We start from the raw sequence: 16,331 nt of genomic DNA, 5'->3' as shown, positions 1-16,331 counted from the left end.
TATTTTTTCGCGAGGATACTACCATCAGGCGAGGCTCTTGTGGATGTCGAGTGCAGCGTTTCGTCCTTCGGCAACCGCGGTGACGGTCAGATCGTCGCCGCCGAGCGCGCAATCGCCGCCCGCCCAGATGCCGGGAAGGCTGGTGCGGCCGTTCTCGTCGACCCGGATCTTGCCGCCTTCAAGCGCGATGCCCTGCGGCGCTTCGGAGAGCGTCTGGCCGATCGCAGTGAAGATCTGGTCGGCTTCGAGCCGGAATGTTTCGCCGGTTTCGCGCAGGCCCGTTTCGGTCTCTTCGGTATAGGCGAACTCGACGGCCGCCCCGCTCCCATTGCCGATCACCCGCTTCGGAGACGCGCCGCAGATGATGCGCACACCGGCGTCGGTGGCATGTTCCTGTTCGAGACGGCTGGCGCTCATCTTCGCCCGCTCGCGACGATAGACGATGGTGACCTCCTCCGCGCCAAGGAGTTTCGATTGCACGCCCGCGTCGATGGCGGTCATGCCGCCGCCGATCACCACCACGCGCCGTCCCACGGGCAGGGTGGAGAGATCCTTGGTCTGGCGCAGCTCGGCGATGAATTCCGTGGCGGGCCGCACGGGCCCGTCCCCAAGCCCCAGCGCGTTGACGCCGCCAAGGCCGAAGCCGAGAAAGACCGCGTCGTGATCGGCCTGAAGCAGTTCGAGGGTCAACTCGTTCTCGAGCGCCGTGCCGTATTCGATGCGGATGCCCCCGATACCGAGCAGCCATTCAAGCTCGGCCTGGGCGAAACCGCCGGGTGTCTTGTAGGCCGCGATGCCGAACTCGTTGAGACCGCCGCCCTTCTGCCGTGCTTCGTAGATCACCACGTCATGGCCGAGCATGGCGAGCCGGTGGGCGCAGGCGAGCCCCGCCGGGCCTGCACCCGCCACTGCGATCCGCTTGCCCGTCGGCGCGGCACGGGTGAACGGATGCTCGCCGCGGGCCATGATCGTGTCGGTGGCATAGCGCTGGAGCCGGCCGATCTCGACCGGTTTCGCCTCCGCCGTCTCGCGTACGCAGGCTTCTTCGCAAAGCGTCTCGGTGGGGCAGACCCGGGCGCACATGCCGCCGAGTATGTTCTGCGACAGGATGGTCTTTGCCGCGGCAACCGGCTGGTCGCTGGCTATCTGCCGGATGAAGAGCGGGATGTCGATGGACGTGGGGCAGGCGGTGATGCATGGCGCATCGTGGCAGAAGTAGCACCTGTCCGCGGCCACCGCGGCTTCATGCGGCGAAAGGGGCGGGGCCAGATCCGCGAAGTTCTCGGCGATGTCTTCCGGGGGCAGGCGCCCCGCCGCAATTCCGGGCGTCTGTGGAGAATGGGCGTTGGGCTGGGATGGCATGGGCACTCCTGGCACTCGTCGACATCCCTTCAGGCTGGCACAGCATTTTTCTTCGCGCAATCGGGAAGTTCTGTGCCATCGCGACACGAGTTAAACGCTTGTCGTCACGGTTGCGCCCGTTCGTCGCGGGCCTGCACAGGCCCGGCCGCATGGCCCTTTTCATTCACGCTTGCCCGCGCAATGGTAGCGCCATGAATCAGACCACCCGGATCACGGCCTCTCCAACCCTTCAGCGCGCCCGCGGCTGCGCCGAGGTGACGGTCGGCACGCGCGAGGGCCGCACGGTGCTGCGCCGGCTCTACCAGCAGGGCTGCGCCAAGGCGCTTCTGCCCCGCACCCATTCCGCCAAGCCCGAGGCGGTGATCGTGAATACCTCCGGCGGGCTCACCGGCGGCGACCGGCTCGACTACCGCTTCGAGGCGGAAGCGGGCGCAGGCCTCACCGTCACCACCCAGGCCGCCGAGCGGGTCTATCGCGCCAGCGCGGGCGAGGCGCGCGTGGTCACGGGGCTTCACCTCGGGGCGGGGGCGGACCTCGCCTGGCTGCCGCAGGAAACCATCCTCTTCGAGGGGGGCGCGCTCAGGCGCACGCTCGACGTGGAGATGGCGGAAGGCGCGCGGCTTACCGCGATCGAAAGCATCGTCTTCGGCCGGGCCGCCATGGGTGAAACCGTGACCCATGGCGCCCTGAATGACCAGTGGCGCATCCGGCACGAGGGCAGGCTCATTCATGCGGAAGCGCTGAGGGCCACGGGCGATCTCGCGCGCTCCATGGCAGGCCGCGCCACCCTGCGGGACACGCGCGCCATCGCCACGCTCGTGCATGTGGAGGCCGGTGCCGAGGACCGGCTTGACGAGGCCCGTGGCATCATCGCCCAATTCGAGGGCACATCCGCCGCCGCCACAGCCAAACCGGGACTTCTGATCGCCAGATTCGCCGCCCCCGACGCTGCCCCCTTGCGCAAAGCCCTGATCCGTTTTCTGATGGCGTTCCGGCGCGAAACGCTTCCGCGCGTCTGGAGCTTCTAGACCAGAGCCGTTTCGGGTCATCCGCCGCCCGAAAAGGCTTCCCGGTCTTTCGAGATGACAAGGCAAGAGCCCGAGGACAAAGATGAACCTGACCCCCCGCGAGAAAGACAAGCTTCTCGTCTCCGTTGCCGCCATGGTCGCCCGTGGCCGGCTCGAGCGCGGCGTGAAGCTCAATCACCCGGAGGCCATCGCGCTCATCACCGATTATGTGGTCGAGGGCGCGCGGGATGGCCGGGCGGTGTCCGATCTCATGGAGGCGGGCGCGCATGTGGTAAGCGCGGCGCAATGCATGCCCGGCGTGCCGGAGATGATCCATGACGTACAGGTCGAGGCGACCTTTCCGGACGGCACCAAGCTCGTCACCGTCCACCACCCGATCCGCTGAGGTGCCGATGCTGGAACTGCGCCCTAACTGCGAATGCTGCAACCGGGATCTCCCGCCCGAAAGCCCGGATGCGATGATCTGCACCTTCGAGTGCACATTCTGCGCCGATTGCGTCGAGCACGCGCTGGGCGGTGTCTGCCCCAATTGCGGCGGCAATTTCTCGCCGCGCCCGATCCGGCCCGCCGCGGCGCTCGCGCGTCACCCCGCCGGAACCCGGCGTGTGTTCAATCCCGACGGCTGCCAGATGCAGGAGGCAAGCGCATGATCCCCGGAGAATTCTTCCCCGCTGACGGCGACATCACCCTCAACGAGGGCAAGACCGCGATCTCGCTCAACGTCTCCAACACCGGGGACCGCCCCGTGCAGGTGGGCAGCCATTTCCACTTCGCCGAGACCAACCCAGCGCTCGATTTCGACCGCGCCGTGGCGAAGGGCTACCGCCTCGACATCGCCGCCGGCACCGCCGTGCGCTTCGAGCCGGGCCAGACCCGCGAGGTGCATCTCGTGCCCCTGGGCGGTGCACGCGAGGTCTACGGCTTCAACGGCCATGTCATGGGCAAGCTGGACTGACACCACCGGGCCCTGGCCGGAGGTTTCCTCTGGCGCCACCTTGTGTCGCCGGGTCGATAGTTCTCACGGAGCGGCCATTTGCCCAGGGACCGATCGAAGGCTAAGTGTCGCCTCAGGACCGGCCAATCGGATGTTGCGCGTTGGTCCCGGTGGCAACGGAGATGGATCGGAACCTCATGTCAAACAGGGCGCTCTACCTGACGGCCGCCGCATCTGTGCTTGCCGCTGTCGGCGCATTGCAGTGTTCGCCCCTGATCGCTCAGGATGGCAGCGGTGGCGCACCGGATACGAGCGCGGCAATTGCCGGCGCAAACTGGGCCGACACCGTCACCATCGCCATCGATGACAAGGCCGAAACCTTTCGCTTCCAGTCGAACGGCATCCCGAGCCACGGCTTCGCGGAGAAATACCTCATTCCCAACGATGTGGGGTCCATGCCGTTTTCCGACAACGCGGCAGATGAATTCACGGTCGTGAACTCGGCTGAGTATTTCCAGGAAACCCCGATCGATGCCACCATCACCACCCGTCCGGTCTATGTGGAGGACATGACCGATACGGCGCTGGGGCGTATCGGCGTGGCGGTCAGCGGAGCCCAGATCTTCAACGATTACGAAGACCCCGAACGCACGATTGCCGCAATGGATGACAACGTCATCCATGATCATGTGCCCTTCGTCGACGAATGCAACGGGCATACATTGGTAGACGGGACCAACTACCACTATCACGGCATCCCGGTCTGCATCACCGCCGACCTGGACGTGGCGGGCGAGCACTCGACCATGATCGGAGTGCTGGAAGACGGCTTTCCGGTCTATGGCAATCAGGGCGCGGGCGGCGTGACCGTCACCGATGCCGATCTTGACGAGTGCAGCGGCCATTTCGGCGTGACGCCGGAGTTCCCCGACGGCATCTATCACTACCACCTGACGGCGGATGAGGCCCCCTACATGATCGACTGCTATCACGGGGAGGTCAGCGAGGCGCTCCGCGCTGGCCGTCCGGGCGGGGGTGGGCCGGATTTCGGCGCCATCGCGACCCAGCTTGGCATCACCGAAGCCGAACTGATGGACGCGCTTGGCACGTCCCAGCCGCCCGATTTCGCAGCGGCGGCCGAACGGCTCGGGATCGACGAAGACGACCTGCGCACGGCGATGCCGGCCCCCGGCGGTGCTCCCGGCCAATAGGCGAACCCGGCATGGAGAAGATCGCCTGTCTCGTGATCGGTGCCGCCCTGGCGGTGGTGGTGATGACGCTTTTGCCGGTGGTCCGGATGCAGGCTGGCATGGGCGCGGACATGGCGGTGGCGACGGAAGGCGCGGGGGCCGGAATGTCGGAAATAACGGCGATGCATCAGCATCCCCCGCGCGAGATCTCACCCGACCTGCCGGAGCCCGGCTTGACCCATCTCATGTTTCCCGACGCGATGGACGGCTACAGCATCCAGATCCTACCGCGCAATTTCACCTTCACCCCTGCCGGCATCAACCGCGTGCCCGTGTTCAACGAGGGTCATGCCCATGTCTACGTCAACGGGGCCAAGGTCGCGCGGGTCTATGCTCCGTGGTTTCATCTTCCGGGAGCGGCGCTCCGGCCTGGCCGCAACGAGGTCACCGTGACCCTGAATGCGAACGATCACGGTGAATGGAGCAGGAACGGCGTCCCGATCTCCTCGACCGTTCAGGTCCAGGGGCCCCTGGCCTCCCGATAGCCGCCCTTGGCCGGCTCAATCCGCGGCGCTGCGCACGTTCCAGGTCTGATAGGCCGCCTGGTCGTCGTCGCAGGGCTCGAGCGACAGCACCTTGATCTGGTTGGAGTCACTGCGCCCACCGCGCGTCTCCTCGCCCAGGGTGAAGCACATCTCCGGCGCGGATGCCGGCGTGATGGTGCCCTCGCCCTCGAAGGCGAAGCTCTGTGCCTCGCTGCCATCACAGGCCGCCAGCCCGACCGACGCCCCGGCCTCAGTGCCTTCGACAACCGCGCAGACATCGAAGTCCGGCATATAGAGCACCCCGTCGGCGAAGCGGTCGGTTTCGAAGGTCTGGTCCACGCCGAGCGACCCGCCGGGGCTGTAGCAGGTATGGCCCTGCAACCCGTCCTCGGGGTTCGCCTGCGCTCCCTGCGCCCGCGCGATGTCGAGGCAGTAGCCGGCCTGGGTATTGTCCAGCATGTCGATGAGGTAGATCTCGACGGTCTCTGCCTGCGCCGCACCGGCGGTCAGCATGGTTCCGGTCAGGGCGGCGAGGAATTTGCGGGCCAGCATGGTGTCAGTCCTTCCGTGAGGCAGCAGGATCAGTCGATGGTCGTGCGCAGGAGTACGAGATTGTCGAGCACGAGGTTCGAGGTCCAGATGAAGCTCGCATCGGCGCCCGGCGTGTCGAAAACCTCGGTGAAGTTCGTGTAGCCTGGCTTGTTGTCCACACCGACCGTCTCGTTGCTGTAGGCCACCGCGGCAGGCCAGGCGCTGTCGTCGAAACCGGGCTCCATCCAACCATCGGGAATGTCCCAGAAGGCGGCGGAATACCCGGAACCGTCCTGCACGGACGCGGTGCTGCAGGCGGAGCTGTCGCGGGTCTGGCCATCGACCAAGAGGCAGCTGCGCTCGGCAAGCGGGCTGACATAGAAGACCTGCGCCCGCCAGTCCGTATCGGTGATGGCGACGGTTTCCCCCGCCTCATCCCGGATCTGCATGACGATCCCGGCATCGCCCGGATGATACGCCGCGCCGCGACCCGCCTCGGAGCCGAGACCGAGGTTCTCCTCCCAGTCGACCCCCATCACCGCGAGGCTCACCGGGCGATCCGCCTTGAACCGCACAGCGCTGGAATTGAACGGCGTGAAGGGCACCGGATCGACGGCGATCAGCTTACCGTTCACGTAGAGCTCGAAATAGTTGTCCGCAAAGATCAGGGCAGTGAATTCCTCCGAGCCGCCGACATCGACAACCTCGACGGCCTCCAGGTCCACCGCCGAAAGCGCGTCCGGCTCGAACCCGGCACAGGCGTTGTAGAGATCCGCCGCCTGCGGCCCGGTCAGGAAATGCGTGTCCGCTGGGACTATCCGCGTCTTGCCGTCCTCCGACTTGATTTCACCCACCGAACTGATGCGCGAGCCGCGCCCGCAATCGATCAGACCCTCGGTGACGGTCGTGGCGGGGCCGGTGGAGAAACTCACGTCCTGTGCGAAGGACGGGGCCGCAACCAGCACCGCGACGACCGCGAGGCAGGAAACCTTGTACACCATGACGCACCTCCTTGTCGTGCTGAGCGGTCGCGGCCGTTATGACAGGCCGGCGCTGCGACTGAACCACGACAATCGCTAGTGCGCAATTATTCGCCGATTGAGCGAATGCTCAAGTTGCGAAGGGGGCTCTTCAGCCGGGGTAGGCTTCGATGAAGGCGCGGACGCGGGCGGCATTCACCCCCCTGTCGCCACGGCCGATGCGCGAGACGCTGCGGAGATCGACCCGGCTTCCCTCCGCCTCCGGCCTGACCACCACCACCAGGTCATCGGCGAAATGGTAGAGCGCCGTGCGCGCCGTGGCCTCGAAGCGCAGCGCTTCCGCATCCTCCGCCACGATCTCCCAAGCCATGCTTTCCGCTGTCTCCCGTGCCGCGTCGAAGGCCTCGGCCGGTGCAAGATCGGTCTCGATCGGGGCAATGTCGGGGTAGGCGGCCTTCTGCATCTGCGCGACCTCCGGGCCACCATATTCGAGCGAATTGCGCGCCCCGGGCCGGGTCTCGTCGAGAACGAGAAACGCCGGCGGATTGGCGGTGTCTGTGGTGATGTCATGGATCGGCGGATAGGAGACCGGCGTGCGGGTGAGGGAGATCAGCATCGGGGCGAGCATCGCAAGCCCGATCAGCGTCGTGATCCCGGCCTTCCCGGCCGCGCGCGGTTCCGCCTGCACGGTGAAGGCGACGAGCCCGAGCAGGCCCAGCCCGCTCAGGATGGCGCCGAACGGCACCAGATAGGTCTGCAGCAGCCGGAACCCGACGATCGGCTCCCAGAAGCCGAGCCGTGTTCCGAAGCTCATCAGGGCGATGGCAAGGGCGGCCACCACGGCCAGGATCAGCAGGCCGGTGCCCACGCGCGATGCTGTGGATGTCATTGTTGTCCTCTCGTCCCGAGCCCCTTGGCGGTGCTCATTCTTTCGGTTTTGCCCATGGTTAGGAGCAGTTCCCGGCCGGGGCCAGTCCCGATTTCGTGAGACGTTCATCCGACGGTGATCCTTCATCTCGCACGACCGCGTCTCATACGAGCGTCACGTTTCCCTGCTTGTGCCCCGTCTCCACATGGCGATGCGCCGCGACGAGTTCGTCAAAGGGAAAGCTCCGATCCATCACCGGGCGCAGGGTGCCCGCTTCCACCATGGCCAGAAGCTCCGCCAGCATGGTCCGCAGGGCTTCGGGCTTTTGCAGGCCCGTGGCCGAGAAACGCGCCTTGCGCCGCCCGAAACGCGCAGTTCGCAGCATCGCCGCGAGAAGCCCTGCACTCAACACCGGGCAGACATAACGGCCTGTCGGTGTGAGCGCGCCCTTTGCCTCGCCAAAGCTGGACACGCCGAGCGTGTCGTAGATCACGTCGTATCGTGCAGTGCTGCGGCTGAAATCCTCGCGCGTGTAGTCGATCACGCGGTTCGAGCCGAGGCTGGAAACCAGATCCGCGTTCCGGGCGCTGGCCGTGGCGGTCACATCCGCCCCCATTGCCTTCGCGATCTGAACCGCCGCACTGCCAAGACTGCCCGACCCGCCGAGGACCAGCACCCTTTCGCCCGCGCGCACCTCCGCGATTTCGCGCAGGAAGTTGAGCGATGTCAGCACGCCGTCGCACATTACTGCCGCCTCCTCGTGGTTGAGGGCGGGGGGCTTCGGCATCAGGGTGCCGGTTTCGTCGAGACAGATATGGCTCGCATTGCCGCCGAAATTCATCCCGGTTTCCCCGAAGACCTCATCGCCCATGCCAAACCGGGTGACGCCCTCGCCGAGAGCGATCACCTCGCCCGAAAGCCCCGTTCCGGCCAGATCACGGCGTGGTCGTCCAAGTCCGAGGAATGCCCGCGCGAAACGCGGAATGCCCGCCCGCATCATGGTGTCGGCGCGCGTGACCGCGGAGGCACGAATGCGGATCAGCACTTCCCCCGGCCCCGGTTGCGGCAGGGGGCGCTCCACCGGGATCAGCTCTTCCGGCCCGCCGTAGCGGCGAATGCTCCACGCTTTGAATGTCTCGGTCATCGTTCTCGGCCCCGCTTGTCTTGACGGGGGCGGTCTAATGGAATGATTATCATCCGCATATTGGCAGATACGCACCATTGTGGATCGAAAATGAACCGCATATGACGGATTGGAAATCTCTCCCCGCCTTTCTTGCCGTGGCCCGCGAGGGCTCGCTGCGCGCTGCCGCCGAGCAGGTGGGCGGTACCCATGCCACGCTGCGCCGGCAGATCGAAGCGCTTGAGGCGGGGCTCGGTGTGCAACTCTTTCGCCGCGCGGCCGATGGCCTGCACCTGACGGCGGCGGGGCGGACACTCCTGCCGCAGGCGCTTGAGGCCGAAGCGGCACTGCTCAAGGGCTTCAATGCGGTGCAGGGTCTCGATCGCGAGGCGAGCGGGCGCATCCGGCTCTCGGCGGACCCGGTGACCGCGCATTATCTGCTTGCACCGGTGCTTGCGGAGTTTTCCGCCCTCTACCCGGAGATCGAGATCGAGCTTCAGCTTTCCTACGGCATCGATTCCATTCGCAGGCACGAAACCGATGTCTCCATCCGCCATGTGCTGGCGGTCGATGACGAGGCCGTCGGGCGCAAGCTCTTCCCGCTTTCCATCGGGATCTTCGCCGCGCGCAGCTATCTCGACCGCGCGCTGCCGCGTGCCGGGCCGAAGGGGCAGGGGCTGGAGTGGATCGGCTACGGGGAGGTGCCGGAACTTCTGGAGATCATCCGCGCCTCGCCCTTTCCGGAGGCACGCATCCGTCACACCATTCCCGATCCCGGGATGCATCTGCACCTTGCGCGCGCAGGCGCCGGGCTCACGGTGCTTGCGGCCTGGGTCGAGGCGCGCTTCCCCGAGTTGCAGCGCGTGCCGGGCACGGTGCTCGACGAGCGGCGCTCGACCTGGGTGCTCTACCGGGAGGATCTCCGGCGGGTCCGGCGGGTGCGACTCTTCGTCGATTACCTGTCCGCGGCCTTGCTGGAGCGCCGGGCGGATTTCATCGGGGGGTGACGCCGGACCTGCGCCCGTGCCATACAATTAGCCATACTGAATCCATACCGGAACCATATCGATTCCATACCCGGCTTTTGTGCGAAGTGCGCGGCTTGTGCGATTGTCGGAGAATGGCGCGAAACTAATCTCTTCGGATGGCGTTAAGGCCCTTGGCATGGCCCGGTTTGCGCATAATTGGACGCAAGGGCGTTGGATCGGGCTGGTTTCCCCGGTTCCGTTTGTGCCCCAATGATGAATGCTCTAACCAAATCGTGTTGGTTCAACGGACAGAGGGAATTCGACAGGCATATGTGCGGTATTTGTGGAGAGGTAACCTTCGACGGCTCGATGGCGTCGCCGGGCAGGATCGAGAAAATGGCCGATTGCATGGCCCCGCGCGGCCCGGATGGCGCAGGGGTCGTCGTGCGCGGCCGGGTCGGTTTTGGCCATCGCCGCCTGAAGATCATCGACCTCTCGGAGGCCGCGGCGCAGCCTTTCGTCGATACGGCGCTGGGCCTGACGATCGCCTTCAACGGCTGCATCTACAACTATCCCGAGCTTCGCAAGGAGCTTGAGGGGCTGGGTCACAGCTTCGCCTCGACCGGCGATACCGAGGTGATCCTGAAGGCCTGGAAACAGTGGGGCACGGATGCGGTCCCGCGCCTGCACGGCATGTTCGCCTTCGCGATCCACGATCGCGAAACCGGCAAGATTGCTTTCGTGCGCGACCGGTTCGGGATCAAGCCGTTCTACTATGCCGAAGCCGGAGGCACGATCCGGTTTGCCTCTTCGCTCCCGGCGCTCGTTGCCTCGGGCGACATCGACACATCGATCGACCGGGTTGCGCTCCAGCACTACATGACGTGGCACGCGGTGGTGCCCGCGCCCCGCACGATCCTCGCCGGCGTGCGCAAGCTGCCGCCCGCGACGATCCGCATCTACGAGGAAGATGGCTCTCATACCGATCAGGTCTACTGGCGGCCCGACTTCACCCGCAGCGCCGAGGACGCGAAGCGCTCGCCGGAGGAGTGGCGCGACATGGTGCTCGAGGCACTGCGCGTCTCGGTCCGCCGTCGCATGGTCGCGGATGTGCCGGTGGGCGTGCTGCTTTCGGGCGGAGTCGACAGTTCGCTGATCGTGGGCCTTCTGGCGGAGGAAGGACAGAAGGACCTCGCGACCTATTCCATCGGTTTCGAGGCCGCGCATGGCGAACAGGGCGACGAGTTCAAGTATTCCGACCTGATCGCCAACCACTACGACACGGATCACCACAAGATCTTCATCCCGTCCCACGAGATGCGGGAAAACCTGCCGAACACCATTCGGGCGATGTCCGAACCGATGGTATCCTACGACAATATCGGCTTCTTTCTGCTCTCCCGCGAGGTCGCCAAGACCATCAAGGTCGTGCAATCGGGCCAGGGTGCGGACGAGGTCTTCGCGGGCTATCACTGGTATCCGCCGATGGCCAATTCGAACGATCCGGTGAAGGATTATGCCAAGGCGTTCTTCGACCGGTCCTTCGAGACGTTGGGCAAGCACCTGCAAGCCCAGCACATGCCGGAGAAGGACGAGTGCCTCGCCTTCGTCGCGGATCACTTCGCCCTCCCAGGCGCCGATGGCGGCGTGGACAAGGCGCTCCGGATCGATACCAACGTGATGCTGGTCGATGATCCGGTGAAGCGCGTCGACAACATGACGATGGCCTGGGGCCTCGAGGCGCGCGTGCCGTTCCTCGATCACGAGCTGGTCGAATTGGCCAACCGCGTGCCCTCCGACCTCAAGCTCGCCCATGGCGGCAAGGGCATTCTCAAGGATGTCGCACGGCAGGTGATCCCCTCGGAAGTGATCGACCGCCCCAAGGGCTACTTCCCGGTCCCGGCGCTGAAATACATCGAGGGCCCGTATCTCGACATGGTCCGTGAGGTGCTCACATCCCAAAAGGCCCGCGAGCGTGGCCTGTTCCGAGAGGACTACCTCGAAACGCTCTTCGAGGCCCCCAAGGAGCACATTACGCCGCTGCGGGGTTCTGAACTCTGGCAGGTCTCGCTTCTCGAAATGTGGCTGCAGGAACAGGGAGTCTGATCTTGAGCGCCGACGTCAAGAAGGGCGGCGATACCCTCTCGAAGCCCTTGACCCACAAGGAAGCGCATAGCCCGTTCACCACACCGCCGGGGCCGACGGGCGATCCCAACGCGATCGTGGATTGCGGCTGGGGGCGGCTGATCTTCGCCCATACGTTCGAGACGAATGAAGCGCTTGCCGCGGCGCTTGAGGACGAAAGCCCGGACCGGCGCGATATTGCCTTCTACGTGCCCGAGCCGCATGTTCTCCTTTCGCTCAAGCCCCAGGAGCTGTTCCTCGATCCGTCGCACACGTTCCGGCTCAAGTTCGAGGATTACTCCCCGAGCGACAAGAAGAGGCCCGGTTTCACCGTGCGCCGGCTCAGCACTCAGCTCGATGCCGAGGCGACCAACCTCATCTATCTCGAGCGGGGCATGGTGCCGGTGCCACCGGAATTCTTCTGGTCGCATCGGGATGCGCGCACGCTGACCGTGCTTGTGGCGGAGGATAGCGAAACCGGGGCAATTCTCGGTTCGGTCATGGGCGTGGACCACGAACTGGCCTTCCACGATCCGCAGAAGGGCTCCTCGCTCTGGTGTCTCGCGGTATCCTCGAAGGCGCCCCATGCGGGCATCGGCGAGGCACTGGTACGTGCGCTGACCGAGCACTTCCAGGCGCGGGGCTCGGCCTACATGGATCTCTCGGTGATCCACGACAACGGGCAGGCCATTGCCCTTTACGAGAAGCTCGGGTTCCGGCGGGTGCCGGTCTACGTCGTGAAGAAGAAGAACCCGATCAACGAGAAGCTTTTCGCAGGTGAGCAGCCCGACAGCGAACTGAACCCCTATGCGCGGATCATCATCGACGAGGCCCGCAGACGCGGGATCGCGGTCGAGGTGATCGATGCACGCTCCGGGCTCTTCCGGCTGTCCTATGGCGGGCGCGCGGTGCGTTGCCGGGAATCTCTTTCGGAGTTCACCAATGCCGTCGCCCTCTCCATCTGCGATGACAAGCGGCTCTCGCAGCGGATCGTCGCGGCGAACGACGTGAAGGTGCCCGCACAGCTTGCGGAGAATACGCCAGAGGGCCGTGCCGCCTTTCTCGAGGAATACGGCAGTGTCGTGGTCAAGCCGGTGAAGGGCGAACAGGGCAACGGCATCACCGTCGGTGTCGACACGGTCGAATGGCTCGAACGGGCAGTCGAGACGGCGAAAGCCGTCTGCGAGGACGTGGTTATCGAGCAATTCTTCCCCGGCGAGGATCTGCGACTTGTCGTGATCGACTACCGCGTGGTTGCGGCCGCGATCCGGCGTCCGGCGCAGGTCGTGGGGGACGGCGTGACGCCCATCCGCAAGCTCATCGAGGTGCAGAGCCGCAGACGGTCCGCCGCAACAGGCGGCGAGAGCAAGATCCCCCTCGATGCGGAAACCGAACGCTGCGTTTCGCTGGCCGGCTATGACATGGATGACATCCTGCCCCAGGGCGACACGCTGCGGGTGCGCAAGACGGCCAATCTGCACACCGGCGGCACGATCATCGACGTGACGGGTGAAACCCACCCCGAACTCATCAAGGCGGCGATCAGGGCTGCGCGGGCGATCGACATACCGGTCACCGGCATCGACCTGATGGTCAGAACCCATCTGAAGCCAGACTACGTGTTCATCGAGGCGAACGAGCGGCCCGGGCTTGCCAACCATGAGCCCCAGCCCACGGCGGAGCGGTTCATCGATCTGCTCTTCCCGCTCTCGGTGCCGGCGTCTGCAAGGGAGACCCAATGGAGACAGGCAAAATAGAAATTCCCGGCCATCGGCTCGACATCGATGTCGATTACCTCGAGGGCCAGCTTCGCGCGCTCCTCGAGATCGCGAGCCCGACGGGTTACACCGACACCGTGGTCCGCCACGTCTGCCACGAGCTCGAACGGCTCGGCGTGGAATTCGAACTGACCCGGCGCGGGGCAATCCGCGCAAAGATCCCCGGCGAAACGAAGGGAGGGGCACGAGCCATCGTGAGCCACCTCGACACGCTTGGTGCGCAGGTCAAGGCGCTCAAGTCCAACGGACGGCTGGCGGTGGTACCCATCGGCACCTGGTCGGCGCGGTTCGCGGAAGGGGCGCGGGCGACCATCTTCAGCGGGGGCGGCAGCTTCCGCGGCACGATATTGCCGCCGAAGGCGTCCGGCCACACCTATGGCGACGATGTGGACACGGCGCCGATCGGCTGGGATCACGTGGAGCTTCGGGTCGATGTCTATGCGCCTGGTCCGAAGCGCCTTTCCGCGCTGGGCATCGAGGTGGGTGACATCATCGCCATCGATCCGCAGCCGGAATTCCTCGAGAACGGCTTCATCGTTTCGCGCCATCTTGACAACAAGGCGGGTGTCGCAGTGATGATGGCGGCGTTGAAGTCGCTGATAGAATCGCAATCGAAGCCGCCGGTCGATCTCTACTGGCTTTTCACCATTGCCGAGGAAGTCGGCTACGGCGCCTCTGCCGTGCTGCTGCCCGAGATTGCATCGCTCGTTGCAGTGGACAATGGCACGACCGCACCGGGGCAGAACTCGGCCGAGTTCGGCGTGACAGTCGCCATGGCGGACCAGACGGGACCGTTCGACTACCACCTGACGAACAAGCTGGTGGATCTCTGCAAGGCGAACGACATTCGCTACCAGAAGGACGTGTTCAAGTTCTACCGCTCGGACAGTGCTTCGGCCATCGAGGCGGGCGAGGATGTGCGTACGGCGCTGGTGACCTTCGGGGTGAGCGCGAGCCACGGCTATGAACGCATTCACATGCACGCGCTTCGTTCGCTCTCGGAACTGATCACGGCCTATGGGCTCAGTGACGTGGAGATCAAGCGAGACGTGAACCCGGTCGGCGGCCTCACTGGATTTACGTCGCAGCCGGGGCAGGATGATAATCCGCATTACGTTCCGGAGTATGAGATCGAGCACGTGGAAGAGGAGTAGGCGCGGCCTGCTAGCCTTACCTTGCGGAGATTGGACCGCCCGCCCTAAGCTTCGGCGCTGGGCGGGCGTTTTGCCACGATTGGGCTGTTCAGATTGCACCGATGGCTCGAGCGAAGCCCTCACAGACTTGGAGCGTGAACCGCAGCACGGGTTCGAGACCCATCATCGCGAGATGACAGACCAGCCAGAACGGCACCCAGGCGGCGAGCGCAATAGAGAAGATTAAGGTCAAGGTAGCGAAATTGCCTGCGGGACCCGCGCCGGAAGCCAGACCCGCGGCGATGGGTCTGCCGAGCTTGCGTGAAACGATGGTGAACGCGGCAAGGCAGCCGATGCAGAGATGCAGGAGCGTCGGCAGCAGGGTCGAGAACAGCATGCCGATGAGCCAGTAGTATTCATTGGCGCGCCCCTCGCTGAAATCGGTAAAAATTTCCGTCAGATTGATGAGTGGCGGTGTCCCCGTGGGGGTCGCGAAGCGGATCGTCGTGATGATCGCGAAGGCTAGCATGAGAAGGATCGCGTAGCCCGCCAGTGCGTCAATCACCGCATTGCGGATCAGGTGGCCCTGGATGCCGCAGCGCAGCCGCCAGCGAGTGAGGCCGGCGGAGAGATAATCGAAGAGCCCGTTGAGGAGTGGCAAGAAGCCGAAGAAGAGAAGGAGGCCACGCTCTTCATTACCGATCTGCTGCGCGTTGAAACGCGAGGCGGTACCCAAAGCGAACAGTACTAAGAAAGCGTAGCCGATCAGAACTTCGCGCCGGCAGCCTGTTTTTCTGCACAACCATTCCTGAGCGAGCGCGCCTGCGATCGCGATGTAGCCTACGGCTGCGTTCTCGAATGCGCCGAAGTATACGACTGCAAGTGCAAATGGGGTTGCGCCAACGAGTACGATGGCAAACACGCCAACGAATAAGGCTGCGAATGCGACTGCGAGCGGGAATGATTCTTCGCCCTCGAAGGCACCTACAACTGGGAAGTTTACATCTACGAATGGGACCCAGGATGTGGATGCGTGTACTAGACCTAGCGCAACGAGCAACAAGATTGGTCGCACCCGCATTGAATCGATGCGCAGCGCAAATATCGCGGTCAAAACGGCGCCCGCAAACAGAGCAATTGGGAGCAGCCTACGCCATTTTTCAGACTCTCCTTGAAGAACGACGAAACTGCCCAGACGACCCGCGTCTCCCGTTATCATCCAATCCACCCCGAGGCCGATGATTGGATAGACGACTGCCAGCAGAAGGCAGAGGTCCAGAAGTCTCCAGCCCCAGGCACGGCCCGGTTCAGTCTTGGGGAGGCCTGCTTCATCGGGCCAGTCCGGCGCGGGGGAGAGGGCGCGGTCGATGCGGTCGAGCAGTGAGGTGAGCAACTCGCGATAGAGGCGCGCGAAGCTATCATGCTTGAGCTTGGCGACCCACCAGCCGCGCTTCGCGGTATTGTTGCTGAGGCCGTGAAAGCAATAGAACGAAATGCAAAGAAGCGCGCCGAGGAAGGTCCACCAGCCGCCCTTGCCGAAAAGCCAACTGATGATTTCCAAACCCGCCCCCGCTCAAATTGGGAGGCAGGATACAAGGCAGGGTTGTCGGGTCTAGAGTTTTGTCGGGCGTGTTGGCAGCAGGGCAGAGAGGTCTTGCTACATATTCTTGATCAGGGATGACTGTCGGCATGAGGGTCCGAAGAATCGGGCACGACCCGAAGGATTGCGCAATCGCGCTCGCCTGTGGGAACGGGGCGTGCGCGATC

The 16,331-nt window shown here is 64.6% G+C and carries 16 protein-coding genes; 10 read left to right on the top strand and 6 right to left on the bottom strand.

Annotated elements, in window-relative coordinates; all coding sequences use genetic code 11:
- Positions 1-24: 24 nt before the first annotated feature.
- Positions 25-1,362, bottom strand: a complete 1,338-nt coding sequence (locus ACP15W_RS16975) for an NAD(P)-dependent oxidoreductase (RefSeq protein ID WP_424934124.1) — start codon at positions 1,360-1,362, stop codon at positions 25-27.
- A 191-nt stretch (positions 1,363-1,553) separates the two neighbouring features.
- Between ACP15W_RS16975 and ACP15W_RS16970 the strand changes: the two genes are divergently transcribed.
- The 6 genes from ACP15W_RS16970 (at position 1,554) to ACP15W_RS16945 (ending at position 5,059) form a co-directional block, all read left to right on the top strand.
- Positions 1,554-2,390 carry an urease accessory protein UreD gene (locus tag ACP15W_RS16970; protein ID WP_424934123.1) on the top strand — a complete coding sequence of 279 codons (837 nt, stop codon included), beginning with the start codon at positions 1,554-1,556 and terminating at the stop codon, positions 2,388-2,390.
- 82 nt (positions 2,391-2,472) lie between these two features.
- Entirely contained in the window at positions 2,473-2,775 is a 303-nt protein-coding gene (locus ACP15W_RS16965) for an urease subunit gamma (protein WP_424934122.1), read from the top strand.
- A 7-nt stretch (positions 2,776-2,782) separates the two neighbouring features.
- Entirely contained in the window at positions 2,783-3,040 is a 258-nt protein-coding gene (locus ACP15W_RS16960) for a DUF1272 domain-containing protein (protein WP_424934121.1), read from the top strand.
- Entirely contained in the window at positions 3,037-3,345 is a 309-nt protein-coding gene (locus ACP15W_RS16955; RefSeq protein ID WP_424934120.1) for an urease subunit beta, read from the top strand. Before ACP15W_RS16960 ends, ACP15W_RS16955 begins: the two co-directional genes overlap by 4 nt.
- A 176-nt stretch (positions 3,346-3,521) precedes the next feature.
- Positions 3,522-4,535: a YHYH protein gene (locus tag ACP15W_RS16950; RefSeq protein WP_424934119.1), complete on the top strand. Its 1,014-nt coding sequence runs from the start codon at positions 3,522-3,524 to the stop codon at positions 4,533-4,535.
- Positions 4,536-4,546: 11 nt separating this feature from the next.
- The gene (locus ACP15W_RS16945) at positions 4,547-5,059 is read left to right on the top strand and encodes a hypothetical protein (RefSeq protein ID WP_424934118.1); all 513 of its coding nucleotides are present in this window, start codon (positions 4,547-4,549) and stop codon (positions 5,057-5,059) included.
- A gap of 15 nt (positions 5,060-5,074) precedes the next feature.
- Here ACP15W_RS16945 and ACP15W_RS16940 read toward each other — a convergent pair whose 3' ends face one another.
- The 4 genes from ACP15W_RS16940 to ACP15W_RS16925 all read right to left on the bottom strand — a co-directional run bounded on the left by ACP15W_RS16940 (position 5,075) and on the right by ACP15W_RS16925 (position 8,582).
- A complete protein-coding gene (locus ACP15W_RS16940) occupies positions 5,075-5,611 on the bottom strand; it encodes a ricin-type beta-trefoil lectin domain protein (protein WP_424934117.1) in 537 nt (178 codons plus the stop codon).
- Between the two features lie 29 nt (positions 5,612-5,640).
- Positions 5,641-6,591, bottom strand: coding sequence for a hypothetical protein (locus ACP15W_RS16935; RefSeq protein ID WP_424934116.1), 951 nt, complete (start codon positions 6,589-6,591; stop codon positions 5,641-5,643).
- A gap of 130 nt (positions 6,592-6,721) precedes the next feature.
- Positions 6,722-7,459 carry a DUF1499 domain-containing protein gene (locus ACP15W_RS16930; RefSeq protein ID WP_424934115.1) on the bottom strand — a complete coding sequence of 246 codons (738 nt, stop codon included), beginning with the start codon at positions 7,457-7,459 and terminating at the stop codon, positions 6,722-6,724.
- Between the two features lie 142 nt (positions 7,460-7,601).
- Positions 7,602-8,582, bottom strand: a complete 981-nt coding sequence (locus ACP15W_RS16925) for an NAD(P)-dependent alcohol dehydrogenase (protein WP_424934114.1) — start codon at positions 8,580-8,582, stop codon at positions 7,602-7,604.
- Between the two features lie 101 nt (positions 8,583-8,683).
- Here ACP15W_RS16925 and ACP15W_RS16920 point away from each other — a divergent pair, with 101 nt between their 5' ends.
- The 4 genes from ACP15W_RS16920 (at position 8,684) to ACP15W_RS16905 (ending at position 14,585) form a co-directional block, all read left to right on the top strand.
- A complete protein-coding gene (locus ACP15W_RS16920; protein ID WP_424934113.1) occupies positions 8,684-9,568 on the top strand; it encodes a LysR family transcriptional regulator in 885 nt (294 codons plus the stop codon).
- Between the two features lie 231 nt (positions 9,569-9,799).
- On the top strand, positions 9,800-11,635 hold the full coding sequence (locus tag ACP15W_RS16915; protein WP_424934112.1) for an N-acetylglutaminylglutamine amidotransferase: 1,836 nt from the start codon (positions 9,800-9,802) through the stop codon (positions 11,633-11,635).
- Between the two features lie 2 nt (positions 11,636-11,637).
- Positions 11,638-13,410, top strand: coding sequence for an N-acetylglutaminylglutamine synthetase (gene ngg, locus ACP15W_RS16910; protein ID WP_424934111.1), 1,773 nt, complete (start codon positions 11,638-11,640; stop codon positions 13,408-13,410).
- Positions 13,392-14,585, top strand: a complete 1,194-nt coding sequence (locus ACP15W_RS16905; RefSeq protein WP_424934110.1) for an osmoprotectant NAGGN system M42 family peptidase — start codon at positions 13,392-13,394, stop codon at positions 14,583-14,585. The genes ngg and ACP15W_RS16905 overlap by 19 nt, the downstream gene beginning before the upstream one ends.
- Before the next feature lie 88 nt (positions 14,586-14,673).
- Here the strand turns inward: ACP15W_RS16905 and ACP15W_RS16900 are convergent, their stop codons facing one another.
- A complete protein-coding gene (locus ACP15W_RS16900) occupies positions 14,674-16,125 on the bottom strand; it encodes a hypothetical protein (RefSeq protein ID WP_424934109.1) in 1,452 nt (483 codons plus the stop codon).
- Positions 16,126-16,331: the final 206 nt, after the last annotated feature.

This window comes from Amaricoccus macauensis, assembly GCF_049800915.1.
Classification (GTDB): Bacteria; Pseudomonadota; Alphaproteobacteria; order Rhodobacterales; family Rhodobacteraceae; genus Amaricoccus; species Amaricoccus macauensis_A.
The sequence above is the reverse complement of the archived record's forward strand: the minus strand, read 5'-3'. Positions and strand labels throughout refer to the sequence as shown.

Excerpts from the sequence above, each read along its gene's own strand:
- ACP15W_RS16975 (WP_424934124.1), bottom strand. The coding sequence starts at position 1,362 with ATGCCATCCCAGCCCAACGCCCATTCTCCACAGACGCCCGGAATTGCG.
- ACP15W_RS16970 (WP_424934123.1), top strand. The coding sequence starts at position 1,554 with ATGAATCAGACCACCCGGATCACGGCCTCTCCAACCCTTCAGCGCGCC.
- ACP15W_RS16965 (WP_424934122.1), top strand. The coding sequence starts at position 2,473 with ATGAACCTGACCCCCCGCGAGAAAGACAAGCTTCTCGTCTCCGTTGCC.
- ACP15W_RS16960 (WP_424934121.1), top strand. The coding sequence starts at position 2,783 with ATGCTGGAACTGCGCCCTAACTGCGAATGCTGCAACCGGGATCTCCCG.
- ACP15W_RS16955 (WP_424934120.1), top strand. The coding sequence starts at position 3,037 with ATGATCCCCGGAGAATTCTTCCCCGCTGACGGCGACATCACCCTCAAC.
- ACP15W_RS16950 (WP_424934119.1), top strand. The coding sequence starts at position 3,522 with ATGTCAAACAGGGCGCTCTACCTGACGGCCGCCGCATCTGTGCTTGCC.
- ACP15W_RS16945 (WP_424934118.1), top strand. The coding sequence starts at position 4,547 with ATGGAGAAGATCGCCTGTCTCGTGATCGGTGCCGCCCTGGCGGTGGTG.
- ACP15W_RS16940 (WP_424934117.1), bottom strand. The coding sequence starts at position 5,611 with ATGCTGGCCCGCAAATTCCTCGCCGCCCTGACCGGAACCATGCTGACC.
- ACP15W_RS16935 (WP_424934116.1), bottom strand. The coding sequence starts at position 6,591 with ATGGTGTACAAGGTTTCCTGCCTCGCGGTCGTCGCGGTGCTGGTTGCG.
- ACP15W_RS16930 (WP_424934115.1), bottom strand. The coding sequence starts at position 7,459 with ATGACATCCACAGCATCGCGCGTGGGCACCGGCCTGCTGATCCTGGCC.
- ACP15W_RS16925 (WP_424934114.1), bottom strand. The coding sequence starts at position 8,582 with ATGACCGAGACATTCAAAGCGTGGAGCATTCGCCGCTACGGCGGGCCG.
- ACP15W_RS16920 (WP_424934113.1), top strand. The coding sequence starts at position 8,684 with ATGACGGATTGGAAATCTCTCCCCGCCTTTCTTGCCGTGGCCCGCGAG.
- ACP15W_RS16915 (WP_424934112.1), top strand. The coding sequence starts at position 9,800 with ATGATGAATGCTCTAACCAAATCGTGTTGGTTCAACGGACAGAGGGAA.
- ACP15W_RS16905 (WP_424934110.1), top strand. The coding sequence starts at position 13,392 with ATGGAGACAGGCAAAATAGAAATTCCCGGCCATCGGCTCGACATCGAT.